This window comes from Paenibacillus sp. FSL M7-1455, assembly GCF_038004655.1.
In the GTDB taxonomy this organism is placed as follows: Bacteria; Bacillota; Bacilli; order Paenibacillales; family Paenibacillaceae; genus Paenibacillus_AQ; species Paenibacillus_AQ cookii.
Genome location: NZ_JBBORO010000001.1, coordinates 1,287,536 through 1,312,663, shown reverse-complemented (window position 1 = coordinate 1,312,663; position 25,128 = coordinate 1,287,536). Strand labels below are relative to the sequence as shown.

The 25,128-nt window shown below is 56.9% G+C and carries 14 protein-coding genes, 2 tRNA genes and 1 pseudogene; 1 reads left to right on the top strand and 16 read right to left on the bottom strand.

What is annotated here, in order from left to right; genetic code table 11:
• Nucleotides 1-3: 3 nt before the first annotated feature.
• From pheT to xylA, 14 genes and pseudogenes are all read right to left on the bottom strand, one after another.
• Nucleotides 4-2,451, bottom strand: coding sequence for a phenylalanine--tRNA ligase subunit beta (gene pheT, locus NYE48_RS06160; protein ID WP_036708539.1), 2,448 nt, complete (start codon nt 2,449-2,451; stop codon nt 4-6).
• A gap of 49 nt (nt 2,452-2,500) precedes the next feature.
• Entirely contained in the window at nt 2,501-3,535 is a 1,035-nt protein-coding gene (pheS, locus tag NYE48_RS06155; RefSeq protein WP_212949085.1) for a phenylalanine--tRNA ligase subunit alpha, read from the bottom strand.
• Nucleotides 3,536-4,054: 519 nt separating this feature from the next.
• Complete coding sequence (gene abc-f, locus NYE48_RS06150; RefSeq protein ID WP_340997512.1) at nt 4,055-5,896, bottom strand: ribosomal protection-like ABC-F family protein; 1,842 nt, start codon at nt 5,894-5,896, stop codon at nt 4,055-4,057.
• Between the two features lie 713 nt (nt 5,897-6,609).
• A complete protein-coding gene (locus NYE48_RS06145; RefSeq protein WP_340997510.1) occupies nt 6,610-8,640 on the bottom strand; it encodes a beta-galactosidase in 2,031 nt (676 codons plus the stop codon).
• Nucleotides 8,641-8,670: 30 nt separating this feature from the next.
• A pseudogene (locus NYE48_RS06140) lies at nt 8,671-10,017 on the bottom strand (GH1 family beta-glucosidase).
• A gap of 1 nt (nt 10,018) precedes the next feature.
• Nucleotides 10,019-10,222 (bottom strand): hypothetical protein, encoded by a 204-nt coding sequence (locus tag NYE48_RS06135; protein WP_340997509.1) that lies wholly within the window; start codon nt 10,220-10,222, stop codon nt 10,019-10,021.
• A gap of 169 nt (nt 10,223-10,391) precedes the next feature.
• Nucleotides 10,392-12,716: an alpha-xylosidase gene (yicI, locus tag NYE48_RS06130; protein ID WP_340997508.1), complete on the bottom strand. Its 2,325-nt coding sequence runs from the start codon at nt 12,714-12,716 to the stop codon at nt 10,392-10,394.
• Nucleotides 12,717-12,818: 102 nt separating this feature from the next.
• Nucleotides 12,819-14,540 carry an ABC transporter substrate-binding protein gene (locus NYE48_RS06125; protein WP_340997506.1) on the bottom strand — a complete coding sequence of 574 codons (1,722 nt, stop codon included), beginning with the start codon at nt 14,538-14,540 and terminating at the stop codon, nt 12,819-12,821.
• 109 nt (nt 14,541-14,649) lie between these two features.
• Nucleotides 14,650-15,558, bottom strand: a complete 909-nt coding sequence (locus NYE48_RS06120; protein WP_212949099.1) for a carbohydrate ABC transporter permease — start codon at nt 15,556-15,558, stop codon at nt 14,650-14,652.
• Nucleotides 15,559-15,630: 72 nt separating this feature from the next.
• On the bottom strand, nt 15,631-16,614 hold the full coding sequence (locus NYE48_RS06115; RefSeq protein ID WP_445323945.1) for an ABC transporter permease: 984 nt from the start codon (nt 16,612-16,614) through the stop codon (nt 15,631-15,633).
• 151 nt (nt 16,615-16,765) lie between these two features.
• On the bottom strand, nt 16,766-18,319 hold the full coding sequence (locus tag NYE48_RS06110) for a response regulator transcription factor (protein WP_340997504.1): 1,554 nt from the start codon (nt 18,317-18,319) through the stop codon (nt 16,766-16,768).
• Nucleotides 18,312-20,105, bottom strand: a complete 1,794-nt coding sequence (locus tag NYE48_RS06105) for a sensor histidine kinase (RefSeq protein WP_340997502.1) — start codon at nt 20,103-20,105, stop codon at nt 18,312-18,314. The genes NYE48_RS06110 and NYE48_RS06105 overlap by 8 nt, the downstream gene beginning before the upstream one ends.
• A 77-nt stretch (nt 20,106-20,182) precedes the next feature.
• Nucleotides 20,183-21,679 (bottom strand): xylulokinase, encoded by a 1,497-nt coding sequence (xylB, locus tag NYE48_RS06100; RefSeq protein ID WP_340997500.1) that lies wholly within the window; start codon nt 21,677-21,679, stop codon nt 20,183-20,185.
• 110 nt (nt 21,680-21,789) lie between these two features.
• A complete protein-coding gene (gene xylA, locus NYE48_RS06095) occupies nt 21,790-23,106 on the bottom strand; it encodes a xylose isomerase (RefSeq protein ID WP_339321950.1) in 1,317 nt (438 codons plus the stop codon).
• 304 nt (nt 23,107-23,410) lie between these two features.
• Here xylA and NYE48_RS06090 point away from each other — a divergent pair, with 304 nt between their 5' ends.
• Complete coding sequence (locus tag NYE48_RS06090; RefSeq protein WP_340997498.1) at nt 23,411-24,571, top strand: ROK family transcriptional regulator; 1,161 nt, start codon at nt 23,411-23,413, stop codon at nt 24,569-24,571.
• A 308-nt stretch (nt 24,572-24,879) separates the two neighbouring features.
• Here the strand turns inward: NYE48_RS06090 and NYE48_RS06085 are convergent.
• Nucleotides 24,880-24,953 (bottom strand) — tRNA-Gly (locus tag NYE48_RS06085).
• Between the two features lie 11 nt (nt 24,954-24,964).
• Nucleotides 24,965-25,038 (bottom strand) — tRNA-Pro (locus tag NYE48_RS06080).
• Nucleotides 25,039-25,128: the final 90 nt, after the last annotated feature.

Here is a 25,128-nt window from a genome sequence, read left to right as displayed (position 1 = left end):
CTGCTATTTTCTCAATTCTGCATGAAAAGTTTGCTCAAGCCGGGTGACTACGGCTGCATGCGCTGCGGATACCTCTTCATCCGTAAGCGTACGTTCGTTGTGGCGGTATACCGTCGAAATCGCGACGCTTTTTTTGCCTTCGCCGAGCTTGCTGCCCGTATACACATCGAATACCTGCACGGACTGCAGCAATTCTCCCGCGGCTTCGCGGATCGCGCTGATCATGGCGCCCGCTTCCACGCCTTGGTCGACCACGACGGCGATATCGCGTTCCGACGCCGGGAAGCGAGGGAGCTCGCGGTACCGGATCTCTTCGCTGGTGTGATCATACAGCGGCTGAAGCAAAATCTCCGCGGCGTATACGTCGCCGAGGCCGCGCTCCTGCTGAAGCTGCGGATGCACTTGGCCGAGCGTGCCGATCAGCACCTGCTCTCCGCCGTGCTGCAAATAGACGGAAGCGGAACGGCCCGGATGGTATCCCTCCGGCTGGTTCGCCACGTAACGGATGACGTCCTCCAAGCCGAGGAATTCGAACAGCGTTTCCAGCGCGCCTTTCAGGTCGAAAAAGTCCACGCTCTCCGGCGCCTGATTCCACTGCTTATCCACGCGGTTTCCGCACAACATCAGCGACAGCACCGGCAGCTCCTTCGGCTGGACCGTCACCTGTTCCTCGTGCGTATAGAACACGTTCCCGATTTCGAATACGGCAAGGTCGTTTTGCTTGCGGTTGGCGTTATACGCGGCAACGTCGAGCAGGTTCGGAATGACGCTGGTGCGGAGGACGCTGCGCTCCTCGCTCATCGGCATCAGCAGCTTGACGGCATGGCTGCCCTCGGTCAAGGCCGGGAACAAGCGGGTCGTCTCCGGATGCGTGAAGGAATACGTAATGACCTCCTGCCATCCGCCATGCGTAAACAGCTTGCGGATATCGCGGCGAATCGCCTGCGCCTTCGTGTAAGCGCCCGGCGTCGTTTGGCCTTCGATCGCCGTCGTCGGGATGTTGTCGTAGCCGTACAGGCGGGCGATCTCTTCGATCAAATCCACGTCCAGCGTAATGTCTCCGCGCCGCGTCGGCACTTTAACTTCAAGCACGCCCTGCGCGGTGTCCGCGCAGCTGAAATGGAGGCGATTGAAAATCGTTTTGACCTCCAGCATCGACAGGTCCGTCCCGAGGAAACGGTTCAGCTTGTCGAACGAAAGCACGATCACCTTCTCTTCGGTTTGCGCCGATCCGGCTTCCACGATGCCTTTATGAACGGCTCCGGACGCATAACGGCAAATCAGCTCCGCAGCCCGGTTCAGCGCGGGAATGACCGCTCCCGGATCCACTTCCTTCTCGAACCGCAGGCTCGCTTCGGAGCGGAGCCCCAGCTGTCTGGACGTTTTCCGCACGGCACCGCCGTCGAACTTGGCGGATTCCAGCAGGATGTTCACCGTACCGTCGGTCACTTCGGAATTCAGCCCGCCCATGACGCCGGCAAGCGCGACCGGTTTTACGCCGTCGGTAATGAGCAGCATATGCGGCTCCAGCTTGCGTTCCTGCCCGTCCAGCGTGACCAGCGTTTCGCCTTCCTTGGCAAGGCGGACGTCGATCGCGCCGTTCTCCAGCTGATCGGCGTCAAACGCATGCAGCGGCTGGCCGTATTCGAGCATGACATAGTTCGTGATATCGACGATGTTGTTGATCGGGCGCACGCCCGCTGCCATCAGCCGGTTTTGCATCCACTGCGGGGAAGGCCCGATTTTGACGCCCGTGATGTATCTGGCCGCATAATGGCTGCATTGCTCCGGAGCGCTGATGTTGACGGAAATATGGTCGGCTGCCGCATCGCTGACTTCCATCAATTCCTTTTCCGGCTTCGGCAGCTTCACGTCCCGGCCGAGAATGGCTCCGACTTCGTAAGCCGCGCCGATCATGCTGAGGCAGTCGGAACGGTTCGGCGTCAGATCGAATTCCAGCACCTGGTCGTCCAGCCCCAATACCGGTCCGATCGGCGTGCCGACCTGCACGTTCTCCTGCAGCACAAGGATGCCTTCCTGCTGCTCCTTCGGCAGAAGCTTATCGTTCATGCCGAGCTCTTTTGCCGAGCAGATCATCCCTTGCGACGCGACGCCGCGCAGCTTGGCCTTTTTGATTTCCAGCCCGCCGGGAAGCTTTGCTCCGACGAGCGCCACCGGCACCTTTTGCCCTGCCGCGACGTTTTTCGCGCCGCATACGATCTGCAGGTCTTCTTCTTGTCCGGCATCGACGATGCAGACGTTCAGCTTATCCGCATCCGGATGTTTTTCCTTGCTTTTTACGTAGCCGACAACGACCTTGGAAACGCCTTTGTTGCGGTGTTCGATTTCGTCGATTTCGATCCCCGCGCGCGTGATTTGTTCGGCAAGCTCTTCGGCCGCCACGTTTTCAAGCGAAACATAGTCCGCCAACCATTCTGTTGATACCTTCATCCCGGGTCCCTTCCTTCTTTCCTGATTTCATGTCCGTTCGCATTCGCCCTTACCGGCGGGCGAACTGTTTCAAAAATGCCATATCCCCGTTATAGAAATGACGAATGTCGTCAATGCCGTACTTGAGCATCGCGATCCGGTCCGGCCCCATGCCGAAAGCGAATCCGCTGTATACTTCAGGGTCGTAGCCGCCTTTGCGGAGCACCTCCGGGTGCACCATGCCGCAGCCCAAGATTTCCAGCCAGCCGGTCTGCTTGCATACGCGGCAGCCGCTGCCTCCGCATCTTGCGCAGGTCACGTCCACTTCGGCGCTTGGCTCGGTGAACGGGAAGAAGCTTGGACGCAAACGGATTTGGGTTTCAGGCCCGAACATTTTTTGCACGAACTGGAGCAGCGTGCCTTTCAGGTCGCTCATCCGGATGTTTTCGCCGATGACCAGCCCTTCGATCTGGTTGAACTGGAAGGAGTGCGTCGCGTCATCGTCGTCGCGGCGGTACACTTTGCCCGGGCAGATGACTTTGACCGGCACGTGCCCCTGCTTTTTTTCCATCGTCCGCACTTGGACCGGCGACGTTTGCGTCCGCATCAAAATGTCTTCCGTGATGTAGAACGTATCCTGCATATCGCGCGCCGGGTGGTTTTTCGGCAGATTCAGCGCCTCGAAGTTGTAATAGTCCGTCTCCACTTCCGGACCTTCGGCGATTTCATATCCCATGCCGATGAAAATTTCTTCGATTTCCTGGATGACCCGGTTCAGCGGATGAACGCCGCCCTGCTTCATTTTGCGTCCAGGCAGCGTCACGTCGACTTTTTCCGCCTGCAGGCGCTTTTCGGTTTCGGCTTTCTGGAATGCTTCCTGCTTCGATTCGATGACCGCTTCGATCGCGCCGCGCACGTCGTTGGCCACCTGGCCGATGACCGGACGTTCTTCCGCGCTCAGCGCGCCCATGCCCCGCAAAATTTCCGTCAGGGCGCCTTTTTTGCCCAAATATTTGACGCGCAGGTCATTCAGCTGCTGCACGTCCTCTACTCCCTGCAGCTGGTCCAGGGCTTCCTGCCGCAGCGCTTCGAGTTTCTCCTTCATCTTTTTCCTGCCTCCTTCTCAAAATAAACGTACCGCTTTCGCCTTAAGGGGCGATTCGGCAAGCCTCCCCGCAAATGAGAGGAACACCGGACCTTCCCCTTTGCAGCTTTGTTTGCAGAAAACAAAAAAAGGCCTTTTCTCCCGAAAAGGGACGAAAAGACCGTGGTACCACCCTTGTTAGAACCGCCTATTGCCCGCGCACGGACATGCCTGTTCTCACTCTGATTCGTCTTTAACGGCACGAAAGCCGGTACCCCCTACTGCCCCGTGCCGGCCGGGCCGGACAAGAAGTTCAGGGAACTGCTCCGGAGGGAATTTCGGCAGCCCTGTCCTGTAGAAACGCTCTCAATCTACGGCGTCTCCTCCCTGTAAAGCGGCACTGCGTACTTGTCTCCATCATGGCATTTGATTTTTTGTTGAACATCAATATATGACGTTGATTACATCTTGCACACTATAGTCCACTATTATAAGCAAAAAGGGCGGCGGTGGCAAGTCACCGCCCCCTTCGCACCGGAATTAAAGGCTCTCCAGTTCCTTCCGCAGCGAACGAATTTGCCGGATGCGCTCCTCGGCGCCCTCCGCCTCTTCGATCTCGAGCAGCTTGGCGATTTCCCATTCAAGCGCGAGCCTCCGGTTTTCCCGCTCCGGATCTTCCTTTAAAGCTCCCCCATGCCTTGCCATACGCTCCTCTTCTTCCTCCACCGTGCCTTCGAAAAGTTCCGGTTCGCGATCCGGGGATAACGTCAGCAGGCGGTTCGCCAGCTTGCGGACCAGCATCCGGTCATGGGACACGGCGAGCAAGGCTCCGGGATACGAAGCCAGCGCCTCTTCCACCACCTCGCGCGTCTGGATGTCCAGGTAGTTCGTCGGCTCATCCAGCACAAGCAGGTTGGCGCCGCTGAAATACAGCTGCACGAACGCCGCCCGGCATTTTTCGCCCATGCTCAGATTGCCGATTTTTTTGAACACGTCTTCCCGCGAAAACAGAAAGCAGCCCAGAATCGTGCGCGCATGCGTTTCCGTCATGTCCGGCAGTCGCAGCAAGCTGTCCAGCAGCGTTTCCTCTTCATTCAAGCCTTCCAGCTCCTGCGAAAAATAACCGATGCGGACCGCCGGGTGCATCCATATTTTGCCCTGATCCGGTTCAAGCTCGCCGAGCACCAGCTTCAGCAGCGTCGATTTGCCGCTGCCGTTCGGGCCTCTTACCGCCATCCGGTCGCCGCGGGACAGATCCAGGTCCAGCCCCCGGAAGAGCGGTTCACGGTCATAACCGAAGGTTACGCCTTCCAGCCGCAGCAGGTAGCGGGCGGCAAACCCTCCGTCCCCAAGCTGCATGTGGACCTTCGGCGTGTCCCTCGGCTTTTGCACGCTGTCCTTTTCCAGGCGCTCCAGTTCTTTTTGCTTCGCATGGTACCTGGAAATATTTTTCTTCGCTTTCGCTTTGTAATAAGGAGTAGCGGCCTTGGTTTCGGTATTTTTGTCGGCCGATTTTTCGGCATGGTGAAACCATTCCTGGTAACGGCGGATCGACTCTTCCAGCGCTTCCTTCGCCTGCTTTTGCTTTTTGTACAGCGCCTCCTGCTCCCTCAGCTCCCGCTCCTTTTCCCGTTTGTAGTCGGAATAGCCGCCCTTGTATTTTTTCGTGCCGGTCGCGGTCAGTTCGCAGATTCCCGTCGCCACATGGTCCAGAAACGTCCGGTCATGGGAGACGATCAGCACGGTGCCTTCAAATTGGTTAAGCCAATGTTCGAGCCAGGCCATGCTTTCCCCGTCAAGGTGGTTGGTCGGTTCGTCAAGCAGGAGGAACGCCGGGCGTTTGGCCAGCAGCGCCGCCAGCCGGACCCGCGTTTTCTGGCCGCCGCTCAGGTCCGCGAAAGGCAGCTCCCATAGCTCCGGTCCGATGTTCAGCATGGTAAGCACTCTCTCGAGCTCGATTTCCCACTGGAACCCGCCGAGCTGCTCATAACGCTCCAGCGTTTGCCCGTAAGCTTCAAGCACGGTGCCGTCTTCCGAAGCGGATGGGTCCGCGAGCCGCTGCTCAAGCTGCTTCAAGCTTTGTTTCGCGTGCCAGACCTCGCCGCTGTCGCATCCCGCCGCATCCAGCGTTTTCAAGGACATCAGCGATTCCGAGCTCTGCTCCATCATTCCCCACTGCTCGAGAGGCAGCCCGCGCTCCACGCTGCCCCGGTCCGGGGCCAGCCGTCCCGTCAGGATGTTGAGCAGCGTCGTTTTGCCGGCTCCGTTGGCGCCGAACAACGCCAGCCGCTCCCCTTCGAAAATTTCGAAATCCACGTTTTCAAAAATCGTCTTTCCTTTAAACTCCTTGGCCAACTGTTTCGCTTTGATCAAATTCATCATCTATGCATCACCCTTTTAAAATCAAATGAAAAAACCGCAGGCAGCACGCCTACGGCAGGGATTCGAAAATATGATGATGCCTATTCGCTCATGCGCGGGCATACGGAGCCAAATGACCCGGAATGGACTGCCATCCGGAACGATTCTCCATATATGCCTTCAAAAACGCAGAAAAAAAGCACTCTGCATCCGTAACAAGGCCCACGAGTCCACAAAAATAGACATAACCACTCTCTTCCCTGCGCTTGGCGCGAGAAAACTGCCTGTGCAACATATTCATGTCGTCATGCAGATTAAAGAGAATAGCCATGTGTATCCATTGGTATTGTGGTTACCTCGTTTCGTTAGGATGAAATGCTCCATGCCATTGTATCAAATTTAGCCGAGGAAGGAAAGCCCGGAAAAACTGGCGCGTACATCTACGGATATACTCCGCGGATACATAATCGATTTGCCATAGGATTTCCTTGAGCACTTACGTTATCATCCTATTGATGTTTGGCTTTCGGCCAAAGAAAGAACGCACACCCCGAAAGCGTGTGGACCATCCCGGCTCTGCGAATCCTTATCGTTGCTGCCCTCGCTTCCATGACAGACGCTCGGGTCCGCTTCGGCCGGACTATTTGCCTCTTGCGCCGTGATCGGTTTCCTAACGAATAAAGAACAGCCCGCCCCTGACCGCCAGGAATAGGCTGTTCTATCGATGATGCAGCTTAAACCTCTTCCAAGATCATGACCCCGCGCCCCGGCAGCTCCACGGTTCCCGTCAGCGTTTGCCCGGAAAGCAGATCCCGCCGCTTGCCGCTGCCGACGTCGACGGCCGCCCGCTCCGCGTTATGGTTCAGCAGGAAGAGAAATGACCGGCCTTCCTTCACGCGCCTTGCGGCTTCCACCCCTTCGGGGAGCCGCTCGACCAGAGGTTTGACGCCTTGATCCGCGCACAGCTTGGCAAGGAACGGACGCAAAAACGCCGGAGACGCGCTCGTGGCTACATAATACGCCTTGCCTTTGCCGAAGGCGTTGACGGTCAATGCCGGCATGCCCTGATAAAAATCCGAGCCGTATTCCGCCAGCACGTCGGCCCCTTCCGCGTGGATCAGATCGAACAGCATTTCGCAGTCGTAGGAGCCCTCCAGTTCGCCGAAGGTCTTCTTCATGACGATCTGATTGTACGTCCCCCGCGGGAGCGCGTCGATCTCCTCCGCCCAGATGCCGAGCAGCGGACGAAGCTCGCCCGGATATCCCCCGGTGGTGACGCGGTCGTTCTCATTGGCGATGCCGCTGAAAAACGTCGTCACGAACGTGCCGCCTGCCGCCGTAAAGGCCTCCAGCTTTTTGGCGACCCCCGGTCTGACCATGTACATGACCGGCGCGATGACGATGTCGTACCGGCCGTAATCGGCCTCCACGCCGATCATGTCCGCCTGAATGCCCAGCTTGAAAAGAGCGTCGTAATATTTATGCACCTCGGCGACGTAATGCAGTTCCACCGTCGGGCCGCTCGAAAGCTCGATCGCCCAGCGGTTTTCCCAGTCGTACAAAATCGCCACTTTCGCGTCGCTGCGGGCGTCCAGCAGCGTGTCCCCAAGCCGTTTCAGCTCTTCGCCAAGCGCGGCCACCTCGCGGAACACGCGCGTATGCTCATGCCCCGCATGTTCGATGACCGCGCCGTGAAACTTTTCGCAGGCCCCGATCGAACGCCGCATTTGGAAAAACATGACCGTATCCGCGCCGCGGGCGACCGCCTGATAGCTCCACAGCCGCATGACGCCGGGTCTCTTCAGCGAGTTGTAAGCCTGCCAGTTTTGCTGGCTCGGCGTCTGCTCCATCAACAGGAACGGCATCCCGTCTTTCAGCCCGCGCATCAAATCGTGGACCATCGCCGTCTCGCTGACGGGCGTCGTAAGCGACGGGTAGTTGTCCCAGGAGATGACGTTCATCTCTTTGGCCCAATCGAAATAGTTCAGCTCCGGGTACGTGCCCATCAGGTTGGTCGTAATCGGCACGTCCTTGCTGTGCTCGCGGATCGCGTCCGCTTCGATTTTGTAGCAGGCCAGCAGGCTGTCCGACATAAACCGGCGAAAATCAAGCGAAATGCCTTGAAAAGCGCTGACGTTGCCCTCCCCTTCTTCGCTGAGGCCGCTGGGCAGCACGATTTCGTCCCAATCGTAAAAGGTATGTCCCCAAAAGCGCGTATTCCATGCGCGATTGACGGCATCGAGCGTTCCGTAGCGGTTTTGCAGCCATTCGCGGAATGCCGCCTCGCATCGTTCGCAGTAGCAGTAACCCCCGTATTCGTTCGATACGTGCCAGAGCAAAAGCGCGGGATGATCTTTGTAGCGCTCCGCCAGCTTGCCGGCGATCCGCCCGGAATATTCGCGGTACGTCGGACTGTTCGGGCAGGGATTGTGGCGCCCGCCGAACTTTCGCTTCCTTCCGTAAAAATCGACCCGCCTGACGTCGGGGTAACGTTTCGCCATCCAGGCCGGATGCGCCGCCGTGCTTGTCGCAAGCACGACGCCGATGCCGTCCGCATGGAGGCGGTCCATCGTTTCGTCCAGCCAGGCAAAATCGTACGTATGTTCATCCGGCTGATTCAGCGCCCAGGAAAACACGTTGATCGTCGCGACGTCGATCCCGGCGAGCTTGAACATCCGGTGGTCTTCTTTCCACTCTTCCGGCCCCCACTGCTCCGGATTATAATCTCCGCCGTACCAAATTTTCGGCAGTTTTGGATGGATCACATCGGCCGCCTCCCCTTATCGCATCGCTGCTTATTCCGTGACCAAAAAATTGTTTTTCGCCAGCTTCTGGTACCAGTAGAAACTTTCCTTCGGCGTGCGTTTCAACGTTCGGTAATCGACATGGATCAATCCGAAGCGCATGCCGTAACCTTCCGCCCATTCGAAGTTATCGAGCAGCGACCATTCCATGTACCCTTTCACGGGCACGCCGTCGCTGATGGCGCGGTGCATGGAAATGATATGCCGGCGCAGGTACTGGATGCGGCGGATATCGTTTACTTTTCCGTCCACCGGCTCGTCGTTGATGCAGGCGCCGTTTTCCGTGATATAGATCGGAACGTTGCCGTATTTTTGATGGGTGTACCGCAGCGAATCGTACAAGCCGACCGAATCCAGCGGCCAGCCGATATCCGTCCGGTCGTAGCCCATGTTCAGCTCCTCGTCGTCGAACAGGTTATTGCCCGGCGCGTAACGACGCACGCTTGCGGTGTAATAGTTCCCGCCGATGAAATCGACCGGCTGGCGGATCGTTTCCATGTCGCCCGGCTGCACGTCCGGTTTTGCTCCCCCTTTTTCGAAAACCTTCAGCAGCCGTTCCGGATAACGGCCGAAATAGATCGGATCGAGGAACCAGTCCCACGTCCATTCGATCGCGCGCTGGCAGACTTCCTTGTCCTGCTCGCTGCTCGTATACGGATAAGCCCACGTAATGTTCGGGGCGATGCCGATTTCCCCGTCATAGCCATGTTCGCGGTAGCTGCGGACGGCCTCGCCGTGCGCCCGGAGCAAATTGTGGGCCACGTTGACGGCCAGCTGCAAATCCCGGTAGCCCGGCGCATGCACGCCCAGATAGTTCGAGAGGAAGGAGCTGCACCACGGCTCGTTCAGCGTGATCCATTTTTTGATTTTCCCGGAAAATTCCTTGAACATCGTTTCGGCATACTGTTTAAAAGCGATCGCCGTATCGCGGTTGTTCCATCCGCCTTCGTCCTGAAGCGCTTGCGGGAGATCCCAGTGGTAAAGCGTGCAAAACGGTTCGATGCCGTTCTTCAGCAGCTCGTCGACGAAGCGGTGATAGAAATCGAGCCCGGCCAGGTTGACCTCGCCCCGTCCTTGCGGGTAAATGCGCGGCCAGGACACGGAGAAGCGGTACGTCGTAATGCCAAGCTCCTTCATGTAGGCGATGTCTTCCTTATAACGGTGGTAGCTGTCGCAGGCAACGTCCCCGTTGTCCCCGTTTTTCACCTTTCCCGGCGTATGCGAAAACGTATCCCAGATCGAAAGCCCGCGCCCGTCCTCGGCGTAGGCCCCTTCGATCTGGTAAGCGGCCGTCGCGGCCCCCTAGCGGAAATCGGACGGAAATTGAAATATGCTCATGTCATTTCTCCTCCATCATCGGTGTTATCGTATACGTCTCTCCCGGCTGTGTCGCAAATCCTTCCGCGGCTGACACGGAAGTCCCGTCTTGGCGCCGGACGACAAATGCATCCCCGTTCAAAATCCGGCAGGCGCGTCCATGCGCGGACGTGATTCGCGCCCGGGTCAGCCTCCCGTACCATAATTCCTTTTCGTTTTGGCTCATGCGACTTTTCCCCTTCCCAGACCCATGTCAACTCATCTTTCTTGCCATGAGCTTTCCATGGGCGTGCGGGAGGTTCCTTCCTCCGAATGCATTTTCAGCAAAATATTGCACGCAAGGATGATGCAAAAATCCGGACGCTAAAATCTTTGCGGGCTTTCAGCTTCCCGGTTCAAAAACCGATCGTCAGCTCCAAGGCGCCGGCGTCCGGCGTCACGACGATTCCTCGTTCCGTGTTCGCCGCCGTGCCGCCTTTGACGCTCGCCACCCGGCTCACGCCCGGCAAAACGGCCTTCCAATTCGCGGCTCCGGATGCCTCGACGCAAACGGAAAGTTCGCCCCCGGCAAAAACCGCCTGGGCCTGCAGCGCAGGCTTCCCTTTCAGGTTCGGAACGGTTACCCGCATCTCCTTGCCTTCTTCCGGCGCAAAAATATGAAGCTCCACGCCGTCCGCAAAATCATAATCCGGTTTGTCGTCCACGGCCCCGACCGGAATGATGCTGCCCGGACGCACGTATAGCGGCAGGCTCATAAAACCGTGCTGCTCGGTGACCCACCGGCCGCCCTGCACCTTCTCTCCCGTCAGGAAGGACGTCCACGGCCCCGGCGGCAAATACAATTCAACCTGCCCGTCTTCGCTGAAGACCGGCGCGACCAACAGCGAATCGCCCAGCATGTACTGCCGGTCGAGCGTACGGCATCCCGGGTCTTCCGGGAACTCGAGCACCATCGCCCGCATCAACGGCAGCCCCAGGACCGAAGCGTCCACGGCGGCGCCGAACAGGTACGGCATCAGGCGGCATTTGAGCTTCGTGAAGAAGCGCATCACCTCGACGGCTTCTTCCCCGAACAACCACGGCACGCGGTACGATTGGTTGCCGTGAAGGCGGCTGTGGCTCGACAGCAGTCCGAACGCCGCCCAGCGCATATAGACGTCCGCCGGCGCCGTGCTTTCAAAGCCGCCGATGTCGTGGCTCCAGAAACCGAAGCCGGACAGGCCCAGGGACAGGCCTCCGCGCAGGCTTTCCGCCATCGAATCGTAGTTGGCCGTGCAATCCCCGCCCCAGTGGACCGGGAACTGCTGGCCGCCGGCCGTCGCCGACCGGGCGAACAAAGCGGCTTCCCCTTTGCCGAGCTTTTCCTCCAGCACCTCAAACACCGTCCGGTTATAGAGCTGGGTGTAATAGTTGTGCATCCGGTGCGGGTCGGAGCCGTCGAAATAAACCGCGTCGGTCGGAATCCGCTCGCCGAAGTCCGTCTTGAACGAATCCACGCCCATATCGATAAGCTCGCGCAGATAATCGCCGTACCAGCGGCAGGCTTCCGGATTGGTGAAATCGACGATCGCCATGCCCGGCTGCCAGCGGTCCCACTGCCATACGCCGCCGTCCCGTTTTTTCAGGAAGTAACCGCGACTCGCCCCTTCGTCGAACAATCGCGACTGCTCGCTGATATACGGGTTGATCCAGACGCAAATTTTCAGCCCTTTGGCTTTCAATCGTTCCAGCAATCCCTTCGGATCCGGGAACACGGCCTCGTCCCACTCGAAATCCGTCCAATGAAGCGGCTTCATCCAGAAGCAGTCGAAGTGGAACACATGCAGCGGAAGGTCCCGTTCCTTCATGCCGTCGACAAAACTCATGACCGTCTGTTCGTCGTAATCGGTCGTAAAAGAAGTGGTCAGCCACAAGCCGAAGGTCCATGCCGGAGGCAGCGCCGGCTTGCCGGTCAAAGCCGTGTAATTTTGCAGCACATGACGCAGCGTTTTACCGCCGACGATCAAATACCCCAGCTTTTCCCCTTCGACGCTGAACTGCACCTTCGAAACCTTCTCCGAGCCCACCTCAAAGGAGACCAGGCCCGGATTGTTGACGAATACGCCGTATCCTTTGCTCGACAGATAAAAGGGAATGTTTTTGTAGGCCTGCTCCGTGCCCGTGCCGCCGTCGCGGTTCCAAATGTCGAGCGATTGCCCGTTTTTGACGAACGGGGTGAAACGTTCCCCGAGTCCATAAATATGTTCGCCTACGCCCAAATCGAGTTGTTCGCGCATAAAGGCCTGGCCGTACGAGCGCGTAATGTAGGCGAGCGCCTTCAGCCCGCTGCCGGTGATCCGCTTGCCGTCCTGGTAAAAGGACATCTCCCAGCCGCCGCTGCGGCGGATGCTCGCTTTGAGCCGCCCGCTTTGCAGCCAAAGCTCTTCGTCGCTTAATCCCGTTCGTACGGCATGCTCCTCCGTTTCATGAATCGGGAATTCGAGCTTCAGCGGAGCGCCGCCTTTATGATGATGAACGGACACGCGAATGACGTCCTCCATCGGGGAAGAAAGGTTCACCGTCAGCATGGGAACGTCGAGCATCGCCCATCGGGGCGTCAAATCCCGGGGCGAAGCGTATACGCTTATCGTTTTCTCGTTGGTTTTCGGATTGTAGGCCTGAACCGGGCTCATGATCTCGAAGCCGGGCAGAGTCAACCAATTGCCGTCGCTAAATTTCATCTGTTCAGCTCACCTCAGTTAACGGCGGGAAGCCCCGGCCTTGACCGGCCAAAACTTCCCGCCATTCTTTTTTTGCAGCCATTCACGGCTTCGCAAGCCGCCTTATTCGTTCCACAGCTTCACGCGTTGTTTCACGAGCTCCTCGCGCAGCGTTTCGGCTTTTTCGACGCCCGTCTTTTCGAGGTCCTTCATGTACGCGTCCCATACCTTGTCGAAATCGGCGGGTTTGGCCAAAATCGCTTCCGGAATCCGTTTCCACGTAATATCCTTCAGCTTGTTGTCCAACACGACGATTTCGCTGTCGCCCGGAATGGCAATATTCCATGCCGCGCCCCAAGGTCTGACTTTAAACTCTTCTTCTTTCGGGAACAGCTCTCTCCACGACTTGACATTGTAGGCGGCCAGCGTTTTCTTTTCGACTTCGTTGTATGAGTTCTGAATTTGCTCTGGGAAATTGGTCGTGTAATAGTTTCCGGACGGATCCTTCACGCCGTCGCCGTAATGAACGCCAAGCGTGTTATACAGGCCGATGCCGGTTTTCTTCGTGAAGTTGGTCGCATCGTTGACCTTGCGGTCGCTGATTTCCTTCGGAATGACGCGTTTGCCGTTTTCGACTTTGTAGTGTTTTCCTTCGATCCCCCAGTTCAGCAGAACTTGCCCTTCGTCGAAAGCGAGGTAATCGAGGAATTTGATCGCCCGGACCGGATCTTTGCAGTCTTTGCTGATGCCGATGCCGTAACCCGCCATGAAGCCTGTCGGCCAGAACGACGTTTCCTTGTATTCTTCGGTTAACGTAACCGGGTAGTGCCCGTAACCTTGGTCGAATTTGCCCGCCGCTTTCAGCGCCTTTTCGGCGTCGCCGTAAGCCCAGTCCTGATCGATCAGGCCGATGACGCGCCCGGTCGCGATTTTTGCTTTGTATTGGTCGTATTTTTGAACGAAACTCTCCGGATCAAGCAGCCCGATATCGTTCATATGATTGAGCCAACGGAAGTATTCTTTTTCGGCGGGACGGCGGAAATGGTACGTGACCTTCTGCGTATCCACGTCGATCGCGTATTCCCCGTCGTCCGGCGAGCCCGTCGTGTAAAAGGCCGGATTCGTGACCGTGATGTACATGTACCAATCGTCGGCGTTTAACGTCAGGCCGATATTTTTGTTGCCGTTTTCGTCCGTCGGGTGTTTTTCAATATAATTTTTGATAACGTTCTCATAATCCTTGACCGTCCGGATCTCCGGATATCCCGCTTCAGCGACCGCGCGGTGCTGGAGTTCGAAGCCGCCTCCGGCCTGGAAGTACTCCTGGCCTACCCCCGCATAAGTCGGCATGGCGTAAATCGCGTGGTCTTCGTCGCTGTAGCGCGCGCGTTTTATCGAGTCCCCGAGCACCTTTTTAATGTTCGGCGCGTACTTGTCGATCAGATCGGTCAGATCCAGCATCGCGCCGGCGTCGACAAGTTTGCTGATATCGTTTTTCGCGCTGATGAGATCGGGATATTCGCCGCTGGAAGCGATCAGGGCCACCTTTTGCTGCGGATCGCCGACCGCGAATTCCGCGTCCAGCGTCACGCCTGTTTTTTCGGTGATCACTTTCCCGATTTCGTCCTTCATCCCCGTCCAGTTCGGACTCGGGTCGGCGCTGAAAAAGGAAAACGTGATCGGCGCATTATCATTGCCCGCCGCGGCTTCGTTGCCGGAGCCGTTCTCCTTGGACGCTGCGCCGTTGCCGCCGCTTCCCCCGCAGCCGGCCAGCAGGCCGACGAACAAGGCGGATACGAGCAGCAGGGCGGAAGCTTTTGTCTTGCTCTTTCTTTTGCTTTCCATACTGAAACACCCCTCCTGATGAATTCGAATGGATTTTCAAGCGAGAATCTATGCGTATAACAAGGGAACCGGCAAGCGCCCCTGATCATACCGCTTCGGATAGCACCGGTCAGCTTTTGACCGCGCCGAGCGTCATGCCTTTGACGAAATACTTTTGCAGGAACGGATACACCAATAAAATCGGTACGGTGACGATGATGGTGATGGCCATTTTGATCGACTCCGGAGACACTTGGTTGACCGCGGTCGCCACCACGTTCGTCCGGTAATCCCCGCCGCTGCCCGCCGTCGTGCTCTGCAGCACCTTCATCAGCTCGTATTGGAGCGTCGTCAGCGATTCGTTGGATCCATTATACAGGTACGTATCGAACCAGGCGTTCCACTGCCCCACCGCCAGAAATAACGAGATCGTCGCCAAGGCCGGTTTGGTGAGCGGCAAAATGACCCGCCAGTAAATCGTAAAGTCGTTCGCTCCGTCAAGTTTGGCCGATTCCTGCAGCGCATACGGGATGCCGTCGATGAAGGAACGGATGACAAACACGTTAAAAGCGCTTACGACACCCGGCAAAATATAGACGGCAAACGTGTTCATCAGCCCCAGATCCTTCATCAGCATGTACGTCGGGATCAATCCCCCGGACACGTACATCGTCAACGCTAGAAACGTGGACACGAATTTGCGTCCCTGAAAATCCGCGCGGCTGATCGTAAAAGCAAGCATCGATGCGCTGAGCAGCCCGAGCACGGTCCCGAGCACGGTACGCAGCGCCGAAATTTTGAAGCCCGTAACCAACCCGCTGAACGTAAATATTTTAATGTAATTGTCCCAAGTAAACTTCCGGGGAAAAACGGTAATTCCGCCGCGCACGCTGTCGATGGAATCGTTCAGCGAGATGGCGAGCACGTTCAGGAACGGATAGACGGTGACCACGACGACAAACAGCACGATCACGTAAACCACCGTGTCAAAAATCCGGTCGGACCACGATTTGCCGCGCGCAAAAGCTGCATTCCCCACGACCCTCGTTCCCCCTTTCCAAAAATGTCGGCACGCCAGGCAGCCGTATGTATGGACAAATCGCCTGGTGCCCTATAACAAGCTTTCTTTGGTCGTGCGCTTAAAGATGCCGTTAATGGTAAACAAAAGCGCGACGCTGATGACCGAGTTGAAAATGTTGATCGCCGTGCCGAAGGAATAACGGCCCATGCCGAGCCCGTATTTCAGCGAGTACAGATCAAGCACCTGCGAATAATCCGTCACCAGGTTGTTGCCGAGCAGGAACTGCTTCTCGAAGCCGATGTTCAGCAAATTGCCGACGGACATAATGAGCAAAACGATGATCGTCGGCCGGATGCCCGGCAGCGTGATATGCCATATCTGGCGAAAACGGCTTGCCCCATCCACACGGGCGGCTTCATACAGCTCAGGCCCGATGCCCGCGATGGCCGCCAGATAAATAATGGCATTCCAGCCGGTTTCCTTCCACACGTCCGACAACGTCACGATGCCCCAGAACAGATGGCCTTTGGCCATAAACTGGATCGGTTCATGTATGAGGCCGAGGCCCAGCAGCACGTCGTTGACCAGACCGTTATCGGTCGACAGCATTTTGGTGACGATCCCGGCGGCCACGACCCAAGACACGAAATGGGGCAGGTACGAAATCGTTTGGGCAAAACGTTTGAAGAAGCTGAGGCGAACCTCGTTCAGCAGAATGGCGAACAGGATCGGAAACACGAAGCCGGCAATCAGGCCCATGGTGCTCATCGCCAGCGTATTGCGCAAGGACAGCAGAAACTGTTCGTCGTGGAAAAGCGCCTTGAAATGCTCGAAGCCCACCCATTCCTGCTCGAAAAAGCTTCGGGCCGGCTTATATTTCTGAAAGGCCATCGTCCATCCCCATAACGGGAGATAGCTGAACACGAACACCCAAATGACGAACGGGATCGACATCAGATATAAATACTTCTGGTTTCGGAACGTTTTCCAAAAACGTTTTCGGGATGCCGCCTTCCTTTCGGTCCTTTTCCCGCGATTCGGAGTGCCGTCTGGTATGTTGGCTGCCGCTCTCAATGAAAATGCCCTCCTCTCTATACCCCCATTTTAATTCCCTGTAAGCGATTGCAGTACCCGAAAAATTAGAGATAAAATCCTGTGAAAATTAGACATTCCGCCATATCCCTGCCTCCTCGCCCATTTTGCGGCAAGAAAAAACCCCTTACCGTCATTTTCCCTTGCGGTAAGAGGTTGGAGACACCCCGACATATTTGCGGAATTTCATATTAAAATAATCCGGATTCATGTAACCCACTTTTTCGGCGACCTCGTACACCTTCATGCCCTGGTCCAGGAAAGCCTTGGCTTTTTCGACGCGGACCTTATCCAAAAACGTGTTAAAATATTCGCCCGTCGTATTTTTGAACATTTTTCCGAGGTAAGCGCTGTTGTAATTAAACAGCTCCGCCAGCGTTTCGAGCTTCAAGTTCTCGTTGTAGCGCCGTTCGATCAGTTCGATCATTCTTTGGATTTCGTTCCCGCGGCTTTCGCTGCGCATCCGTTCGGAAATTTCCCGCAAATACGCGTGCGCCGAAGCCATCAGCTCGCCGATCCGGCCGCATGCATAAAACGCGCCGACCGGGACCCCGTGCTCCGTCCAAAAGGCGCGCATGTCCGGGTGGGACGACTCCAGCCGCGCCAGCACGCTCCCCGCTAGCCGGATCAGGTTCTCCTTCAGCTTCAGCTCATCCATCCCGTCCGCTGCCATGCGGCGGCAGATCGCTTCGACAAGCGGCTCCAGCTTGGCGGTATTTCCGGTTTCCAAAACAAGCAGCAGCCGGTGTTCGGCCTCGTCCGGATCGAAGTCCGGCAGCTCTTCGGCCTGAAAGCCGCTCCAGCCTGCCGCCGCTTCCTCCCGAATCAGCGTGTCCCCTTCGAAGAAAAAACTGAACTTCAACGCCTCGATTGCCGCCGACAAGGATATATACGCTTCTTCCGGCCCCGCGGCCTTTCCTCCGGCCGCCGCGCTGAACGTCAGGCCCTCCGCGGATACCCGCTCCGCAATCATCCGATGCAGCTCCCGGTCATCCTCCCGGCTTGCCGGCGGTTTCGTAAGAAGGATTCCCAAATGCGGGGGAAGATGAAAACATAGGCCCGCTCCGCTTTGCCGGACGGCCTCCTCCAATGCCTGGCGGACACGGGAGTAAACCTCCTCCGTCACGGACGGCGCCGGTCCGAGCCGCAGCAAGACGACTTCGCACGGCCCTTCCGGGAGTTGAAGCGAAGCGGCCAGCCGTTTCAGCCGTTCGCCGCCGAGTTCGGATGGATCCGGCAGCAGCAGCTCCTTCAGCACCGCCTCCCTGCCGCGGGCCGGTTCCTCCCGGGTCCGCAGGCTGTACTGCCGCTCTTTTTCGATCGCCTCCCGGATCTGCCCGAGATAAGAAACCAATTCTTCCTCATCCACCGGTTTAAGCAGATATCCGTCGACGCGGTACGAAATCGCCCGCTTCGCGTATTCGAAATCGGCATAACCGCTCAAAATCAGCACATGGCTTTCCGCCCCCCGGCCCCGCAGCTCCGAAATGAGCTCCAATCCGTCCATGCCGGGCATCCGGATGTCCGCCAGAATCAGCTCCGGCTGATGGACCTCGTATTTTTCGAGCGCCTCCTGCCCGTTCGCCGCCGTATCCGCCACCTGATATCCATGTTCTTCCCAAGGAATCAGCATTCGCAGGCCTTCGCGGAGCTTCGGTTCGTCGTCGACGATCATCACTTTAAGCATCTATCATTCCCCCCTCGAGCGGAATGGCAAAGGAAATGGCCGTACCGCAGCCGGGCTTGCTTCGAATGGACAATCCGCAGGACTCCCCGTACGTCAGCTTCAACCTGACATGCACGTTTCGCAGCCCGATCCGCTCGCCTTCCCTTTCCTCCGCGTCTTCCAGCGTCTGCATGATTTTATCCATCCTCTCTTCCGGGATGCCGATGCCATTATCCGTAATCGTGAACATGGCCGCATTTCCTTCGCGCAAAATCGCGACTTTGACGGATGCCCCTTCCGCGTTGTTGTCGAGGCCATGCACGACGGCGTTTTCGACGAGAGGCTGGATAATGAGCGGAGGCACGTACAGCGCTTCCAATGCCGGATCGACGTGAAATTCGTAACGCAGCCGGTCCTCATACCGGAACCGCTGGATTTCCAGATAACAGCTGACCATCTCCAGCTCCTGCTTCAGCGGGATTTTGCTGTTGCCGGCCTCGAGGTTGTTGCGCATCATTTTGCCGAGCAGCCGCACGATTCTGGCAATTTCCGTCTGGCCTTTCATATGGGCCTCCATCCGGATCGATTCCAGCGCATTGAACAGAAAATGGGGATTAATTTGGCTTGCCAGCATTTTAAAGCGGATTTCGCTCTGTTTTTGCTCCAGCAGCCGGTTCCGTTCATTGGACTGCGTCACTTCCTCCATCAGGTCGTGAATGTTGCGCACCATGGAATTGAACTGCCTGGACAACAGTCCGATTTCATCCTTGCCGTCGATTTGCAGCGTCGTATCGAAATCCCCGAGCCCGACCCGGGTAATATGCCTGCTGAGCCGCAGCATCCGCCGGGAGAACAGGGAGGACACGCTGTAGATCAGCAGGAAGGCCAGAACGATGCTGATGACGATGACCGTCAGCGCGAGCCTGATGATTTTGTTCGGTTCCTTCACGATGCTGCCGATCGAAAACACGGAAATGATCCGGATCCCGTTTTCGCTGGAAGCCGGTTTGACCTCATCGATCAGCACTTTCGAAGGAATGCCGTTAAGCGTCGCCTCGAACTTGCCGCTGCGCTGCGTCATCATGTTCCGGTCCAGCGACAGGTCGGTCAGCTTCTTGTTTTTCCAGTCGCCGCGGTTCGCCGCAACGATGTTGTCCTGATCGTCCACGATCATCGTGTCGAACGTTTCCTGGCTCAAAATCGAATTCAGCATGTTGGCATTGACGTTCAGCACCAGCACGCCGTATTTTTTCAGGCTTTCGAGCTCGATCGTCCGCACCAGGCTTAAATATTTTTTATGGTCGCGTTCATCCTCGATATACCGCCAGCTGACCAGGCTTTCATGATCAAGCGCATGCCGGTACCAGTCGCTGGCCTTAATATCGTCCGAGGCGTTGATGAGCTCCCAGTTGTTCAGCAGCGTGGCGTTGTCGGTATACAGCCTGATGTTCGAAATTTCTTTGTAGAGCCTTAAATATTCCCGCATGTCGGGATAGTCCCTGTAGGCCTCGACCACGTCGTATACGCTTTCATAATGCCGGTTGGCCAGCTTTTTGAGCCTGGCGTCATTGGATAGCCGGTAAGAGATGTCCAGCGAGACGCGGATGACCTCCTCCGTTCTTTTTTTGATCCGGTCGACGTTCGTCGAAGCCTGCTCCATCGCGTTATTGAACGCCATTTGCCTCATTTCGGCCGTGAGGTATCCCCCGACCAGCAAAACGGGCAGCAGCGCCGCAAGCAGGAAAGACAGCAGCAGTTTATTCCGAATTTTGATGTCGTTTAATAACGTTACGAACCGGTGCCACATGTCTATTCCCCCACGGCTGTCTTTGCCGGACCCCATCCCGGCGGATGACAGTCCCTCTCTCTTTTAAACTTTATATCCTATTGGCGGTAGGCCGCAAGCCTTTCGTTCAATTCCCGGGTTTGGCCGTAGACGTCCCGGTATACCGAAAACAAACCGTCATACCGCTTCACCTGCTCGGGATTCGGGGAAAAGACTTCAGCCGGACGGATGAACTGTTTCGCGCACGCTTCAAGGGACGGAAACCATCCGCAGCCGTACGCGGCCAGCATCGCGGCGCCCATGGCAGGTCCCTGCTCGCTTTCCAGCTTCACGATGTCGGCATTAAAAATATCGGCCTGCATCTGCAGCCATGTTTCGTTTTGGGCCCCGCCGCCGATCGCGGTCACCTCGGCAATCTCTCTGCCGGACTCGCGGATGAGGTCGATCGACTCGCGCAGCGAAAACGTGATGCCTTCCAGGACGGCACGCGCAAAATGCTTCAGCGTATGGCCCGAATCCATCCCGATGAAGCTGCCGCGGATGTCCGCATCCGGATGGGGCGTGCGTTCCCCGGAAATATATGGCGTAAACAGCAGTCCGCCGCTTCCCGCCGGAACGTCTTCGATCCCCTCCAGCAGCTCGTCGAAGGAGGACTCTTTCGCAAACGTTTGTTTGAACCAGGAGAGGCTATGCCCCGCCGCCAAAGTAACGCCCATGACGTAAAAAGCGTCCTCTTCCCCGTGGTTGAAAAAATGCATTTTGCCTTGCGGATTCACGTCCTTGCGGCTTTCATAGGAAAGAACCACGCCCGACGTGCCGATGCTGCACATCGTTTTGCCTTCGCCCAAAATGCCGGCGCCGATCGCTCCGCACGCATTGTCCGCCCCGCCCGCAAACACTTTGGTCGCCGGCAGCAGCCCCGCAGCTTCCGCCACGTCCGGCAGCAGCGTGCCCGTCAGCCCGGAGGATTCCGCCAGCTTCGGACAAAGCGACAGGGGCAGATCAAACGCTTGTGCGATGTCCGCGCTCCATGTTTTGCCTGCCACGTCCAGCAGCAGCGTGCCGGCCGCGTCCGAATAATCCATCGCAAAGCCGCCCGTCAGGCAATATCTGACGTAATCCTTCGGCAGCAGGAAAAGCGACGCTCGGGACAGAATTTCCGGTTCATGTTCCTGCACCCACAATAATTTCGGAAGCGTAAAACCTTCCAAAGCCCGGTTGCGGGCGATGTCCAGCAGCCGGGTTCCAAGGGTCTGCTCGATCCGGCGGCATTGCGGCGTCGTCCGCGTGTCATTCCACAAGATGGCCGGACGAAGCGGCTTGCCTTCCGCATCCACCAGCACCAGTCCGTGCATCTGTCCCGAAAAACTGATGCCCTCCACGTCGGACGGCGCAACCTGCGATTTCTCCATCAATTTGCGCAGGCTCGCGATGGTGCGCTCCGCCCAGTCCTCGGGATTTTGCTCGCTCCAGCCCGGATTCGGGCGATGCAGCGGATAACTTTCCGCATGTTCGCAAACGACCCGGCCTTCCTCCGACACAAGCACGGATTTGACCGCGCTGGTTCCGATATCGATACCGATTACATACTTCATCAATAGCGCCTCCTTAAGGCTAAAGTCTTGTATGAAAAATAAAAAAAGAGGCTGCCGAAGAATGCTTCTTCAGGCAACCTCCGCCGCATGCATGATTGCTCGCGTACCGTTTATTCCGCCAAAATGTATTGATTCAGCAGGGACTTCAGCATTTCCTGGCGTCCGGACTCGTTTTTGCGTGGCTGCTCGTTGTTCAGCGCATATTCGGACAGGGATGCCAGCGTCGCTTTGCCGGAAACGATCTCGGCGCCGACGCCTTCTTTGAAGCTGCTGTAGCGTTTTTCGATGAAGTCGTCGAACACGCGGTCTTCGATCAGTTTGGCGGCTACTTTCAGCCCTTTGGCATACGTATCCATGCCCGCGATGTGGGCCAGGAACAGATCTTCCGGCTCAAAGGACGGACGGCGCACTTTCGCGTCGAAGTTGATGCCGCCTTTGCCGAGGCCGTCGTTCTTGAGCACTTCGTACAAGGTCAGCGTCGCGTCGTAGATGTTGACCGGGAATTCGTCGGTGTCCCAACCGAGCAGCATGTCGCCTTGGTTGGCGTCCAGCGAGCCGAGCATGCCGTTGATCCGCGCCACGCGCAGCTCATGCTCGAACGTATGGCCGGCCAGCGTCGCATGGTTCGCTTCCAGGTTCAGTTTGAAATGTTTGTCGAGACCGTATTTTTGCAGGAACGCAATCGTGGTCGCCGCATCGAAATCATATTGGTGTTTCGTAGGTTCTTTCGGTTTCGGTTCGATCAGGAACTGGGCGTCGAAGCCGATTTCCTTCGCGTAATCCACCGCCATGGAGAACAGGCGGGCCATGTTGTCCATTTCCAGCTGCATGTCGGTGTTCAGCAGCGTTTCGTAACCTTCGCGGCCGCCCCAGAACACGTAGTTTTCGGCGCCTAGGCGTTTGCCGACCTCAAGGCCTTTTTTGATTTGGGCCGCAGCATACGCATATACGTCGGCATTGCAGGTCGAACCTGCGCCGTGCATGTAACGCGGATTCGTGAACATGTTTGCCGTGTTCCACAGCAGCTTTTTGCCGGACGATTTCATGCCTTGTTCGATCAAATCCACGATGGTGTCGATGTTGCTGAAAAACTCCTTCAAGCTGCTGCCTTCCGGCGCGATGTCGACGTCATGGAAGCAGAAGTACTGCAGGTTCATTTTATCCATGAATTCAAAGGCGGCTTCCACGCGGGCTTTCGCTTTGTCCATGCCGCTGAGGTGATCCCAGCCGCGGACGGCGGTTTCGCTGCCGAACGGGTCGGTTCCGCCCGCGGTCAACGTATGCCAATAAGCCATGGCGAAGCGCAGATGCTCTTCCATCGTTTTGCCGGCAACCTTTTCCTCCGGATTGTAATACTTGAACGCAAACGGGTTGGTCGAGCGGCTGCCCTCGTAATTGATTTTTCCGACGTTTTCAAAATATGCCATTGCGCATGTTCCTCCTTGGATACCGTATGATTTATTCTGCTATTTTTTATCGACGAAAGCCTTTACAACACCATCCTAACACAAAGTTTCGACTTTGTATATTGGTTAAACTAAGTTTTTTTATCCTATTGCAATTTGCCCAGGAAGACACTAGACTAGGGGGATACAGGCGTAAACGACTCCCCGTCTTGACAGGCGGAGATTCCGTTTCGCGGATGAAATGCAAGCCTGATTCTAGGTATGAATCGCATACATTGTTGTATTTCGAAACATCGAAAGGTTCCTTGAAGGATGTGTTTTTGACATGAACGTGACCGGCGACCAGGCGCTCGTCAAAAAAATAAACAAGTCGCTGATCCTGCATACGATCCGGAAGCATCCCGAGCTGTCGCGCGCGCGGATTTCGGAAATTACGGGACTGAACAAAGCGACCGTATCGAACTTGGTGGCCGAGCTGCAGCAGGAGCAGCTGGTGCTTGAAGCCGGGCCGGGCGAATCCAGCGGCGGACGCAAACCCCTCATTTTGCATTTTAACGCGATGGCCGGGTGCGTGATCGGCATGGAGCTGCGCGTGAAGCAGATGACCGCGGTTTTATGCGATTTGAACGGGAGCGTGCTGTCGGAGACGGAGGTCCCCCTTCGCCGGCATGATTTGGCCTATACGTTCGAACTAATGAAAACGATGATCGCCGGGCTGATTGACGAGGCTCCTCCGACCCACTACGGCATGGTCGGCATCGGCGTCGGCGTTCCCGGCATGGTCGACGAGGACGGCGTCGTCCTGTTTGCGCCCAACCTGGGATGGGAGATGGTCCATCTGCGCAGCATGCTTGAAGAGCATTTTGCCATTCCCGTCATCATCGACAACGAAGCCAACAGCGGAGCGCTCGGCGAGCTTCATTTCGGCCGGGGCCAGGATGTGCGGCATTTGCTGTATATCAGCGCCGGTTCGGGGATCGGTTCCGGGATCATCATCAGCGGGGAGCTGTACAAAGGTTCAAGAGGATATGCCGGCGAAACCGGGCATATGAGCATCGAAGCGGAAGGCATGCCCTGCAGCTGCGGCAGCCGCGGATGCTGGGAGCTGTACGCTTCGGAGAAGGCGTACGACCTGGCGGCGAGCGAGCTCCCCGCCTATCAGACCCGGGAGCTTGTCCGCCATGCCGCCGAAGGCGATGAAGCTGCGCGCAGCCAGTTCCGCGTCATGGGCAACTATTTGGGCATCGGCCTGACGAACCTGATCAACGGCTTCAACCCGGAGCTGATCGTGCTCGGCGGGGCGTTGTCCGAAGCCCGGGAATGGCTGGAGGAGCCGATGCAGCAGGTCGTGGCCAAACGGACGCTGCCCTACCACAAGCAGCAGCTCGAAATCGCTTTTTCCGCGCTGGGCAGCCGGGCGACGATGATCGGGGCGGGCTTTTCGGCGGCGATGCATTTTCTCGGCCATACGAGGGTGATGGTATAAAAAAAGCCGGCGGATTTAAGATCCGTCGGCTTTTTGGCGTGGGTTCCCTTCCCCACAAACCTCCATATAACAAAAAAAACGCCTTCGGCGTCGTCTTATGTTTTATGGAGCAGGTGATGGGAATACTCAACATCCCGATTGAATAGCGAGCCTTCGGCTCGCACCCAGAGGTAGATGTTGACGCCCGTCCTGATCGGGTCATTCCCAAGAAGCCTGCACGGACGGTCGCACCCACGCGCGTGGGTTCTCTTCCCCACAACCGTTCCAAATAAAAAAACACCTATTGGTGTTTTGGTTTTTTCTGAATTTGGAGCGGGTGATGGGAATCGAACCCACGCTACCAGCTTGGAAGGCTGGAGTTCTACCATTGAACTACACCCGCGAAAATGAATATCGGGACGACACGATTCGAACATGCGACCCCCTGGTCCCAAACCAGGTGCTCTACCAAGCTGAGCTACGTCCCGCGGTTACTCACGTCTTCAGATATTGAAGACAAGAAATAATATACCATGAGTCCGCGGGATATGCAACTCTTTTTTTGTTCAAAACATGTT

Coding starts and splice junctions, on each gene's coding strand:
- xylA (WP_339321950.1), bottom strand. CDS start 23,106: ATGGCATATTTTGAAAACGTCGGAAAAATCAATTACGAGGGCAGCCGC.
- NYE48_RS06105 (WP_340997502.1), bottom strand. CDS start 20,105: ATGTGGCACCGGTTCGTAACGTTATTAAACGACATCAAAATTCGGAAT.
- xylB (WP_340997500.1), bottom strand. CDS start 21,679: ATGAAGTATGTAATCGGTATCGATATCGGAACCAGCGCGGTCAAATCC.
- pheT (WP_036708539.1), bottom strand. CDS start 2,451: ATGAAGGTATCAACAGAATGGTTGGCGGACTATGTTTCGCTTGAAAAC.
- NYE48_RS06135 (WP_340997509.1), bottom strand. CDS start 10,222: ATGAGCCAAAACGAAAAGGAATTATGGTACGGGAGGCTGACCCGGGCG.
- NYE48_RS06110 (WP_340997504.1), bottom strand. CDS start 18,319: ATGCTTAAAGTGATGATCGTCGACGACGAACCGAAGCTCCGCGAAGGC.
- NYE48_RS06125 (WP_340997506.1), bottom strand. CDS start 14,540: ATGGAAAGCAAAAGAAAGAGCAAGACAAAAGCTTCCGCCCTGCTGCTC.
- abc-f (WP_340997512.1), bottom strand. CDS start 5,896: ATGATGAATTTGATCAAAGCGAAACAGTTGGCCAAGGAGTTTAAAGGA.
- yicI (WP_340997508.1), bottom strand. CDS start 12,716: ATGAAATTTAGCGACGGCAATTGGTTGACTCTGCCCGGCTTCGAGATC.
- pheS (WP_212949085.1), bottom strand. CDS start 3,535: ATGAAGGAGAAACTCGAAGCGCTGCGGCAGGAAGCCCTGGACCAGCTG.
- NYE48_RS06090 (WP_340997498.1), top strand. CDS start 23,411: ATGAACGTGACCGGCGACCAGGCGCTCGTCAAAAAAATAAACAAGTCG.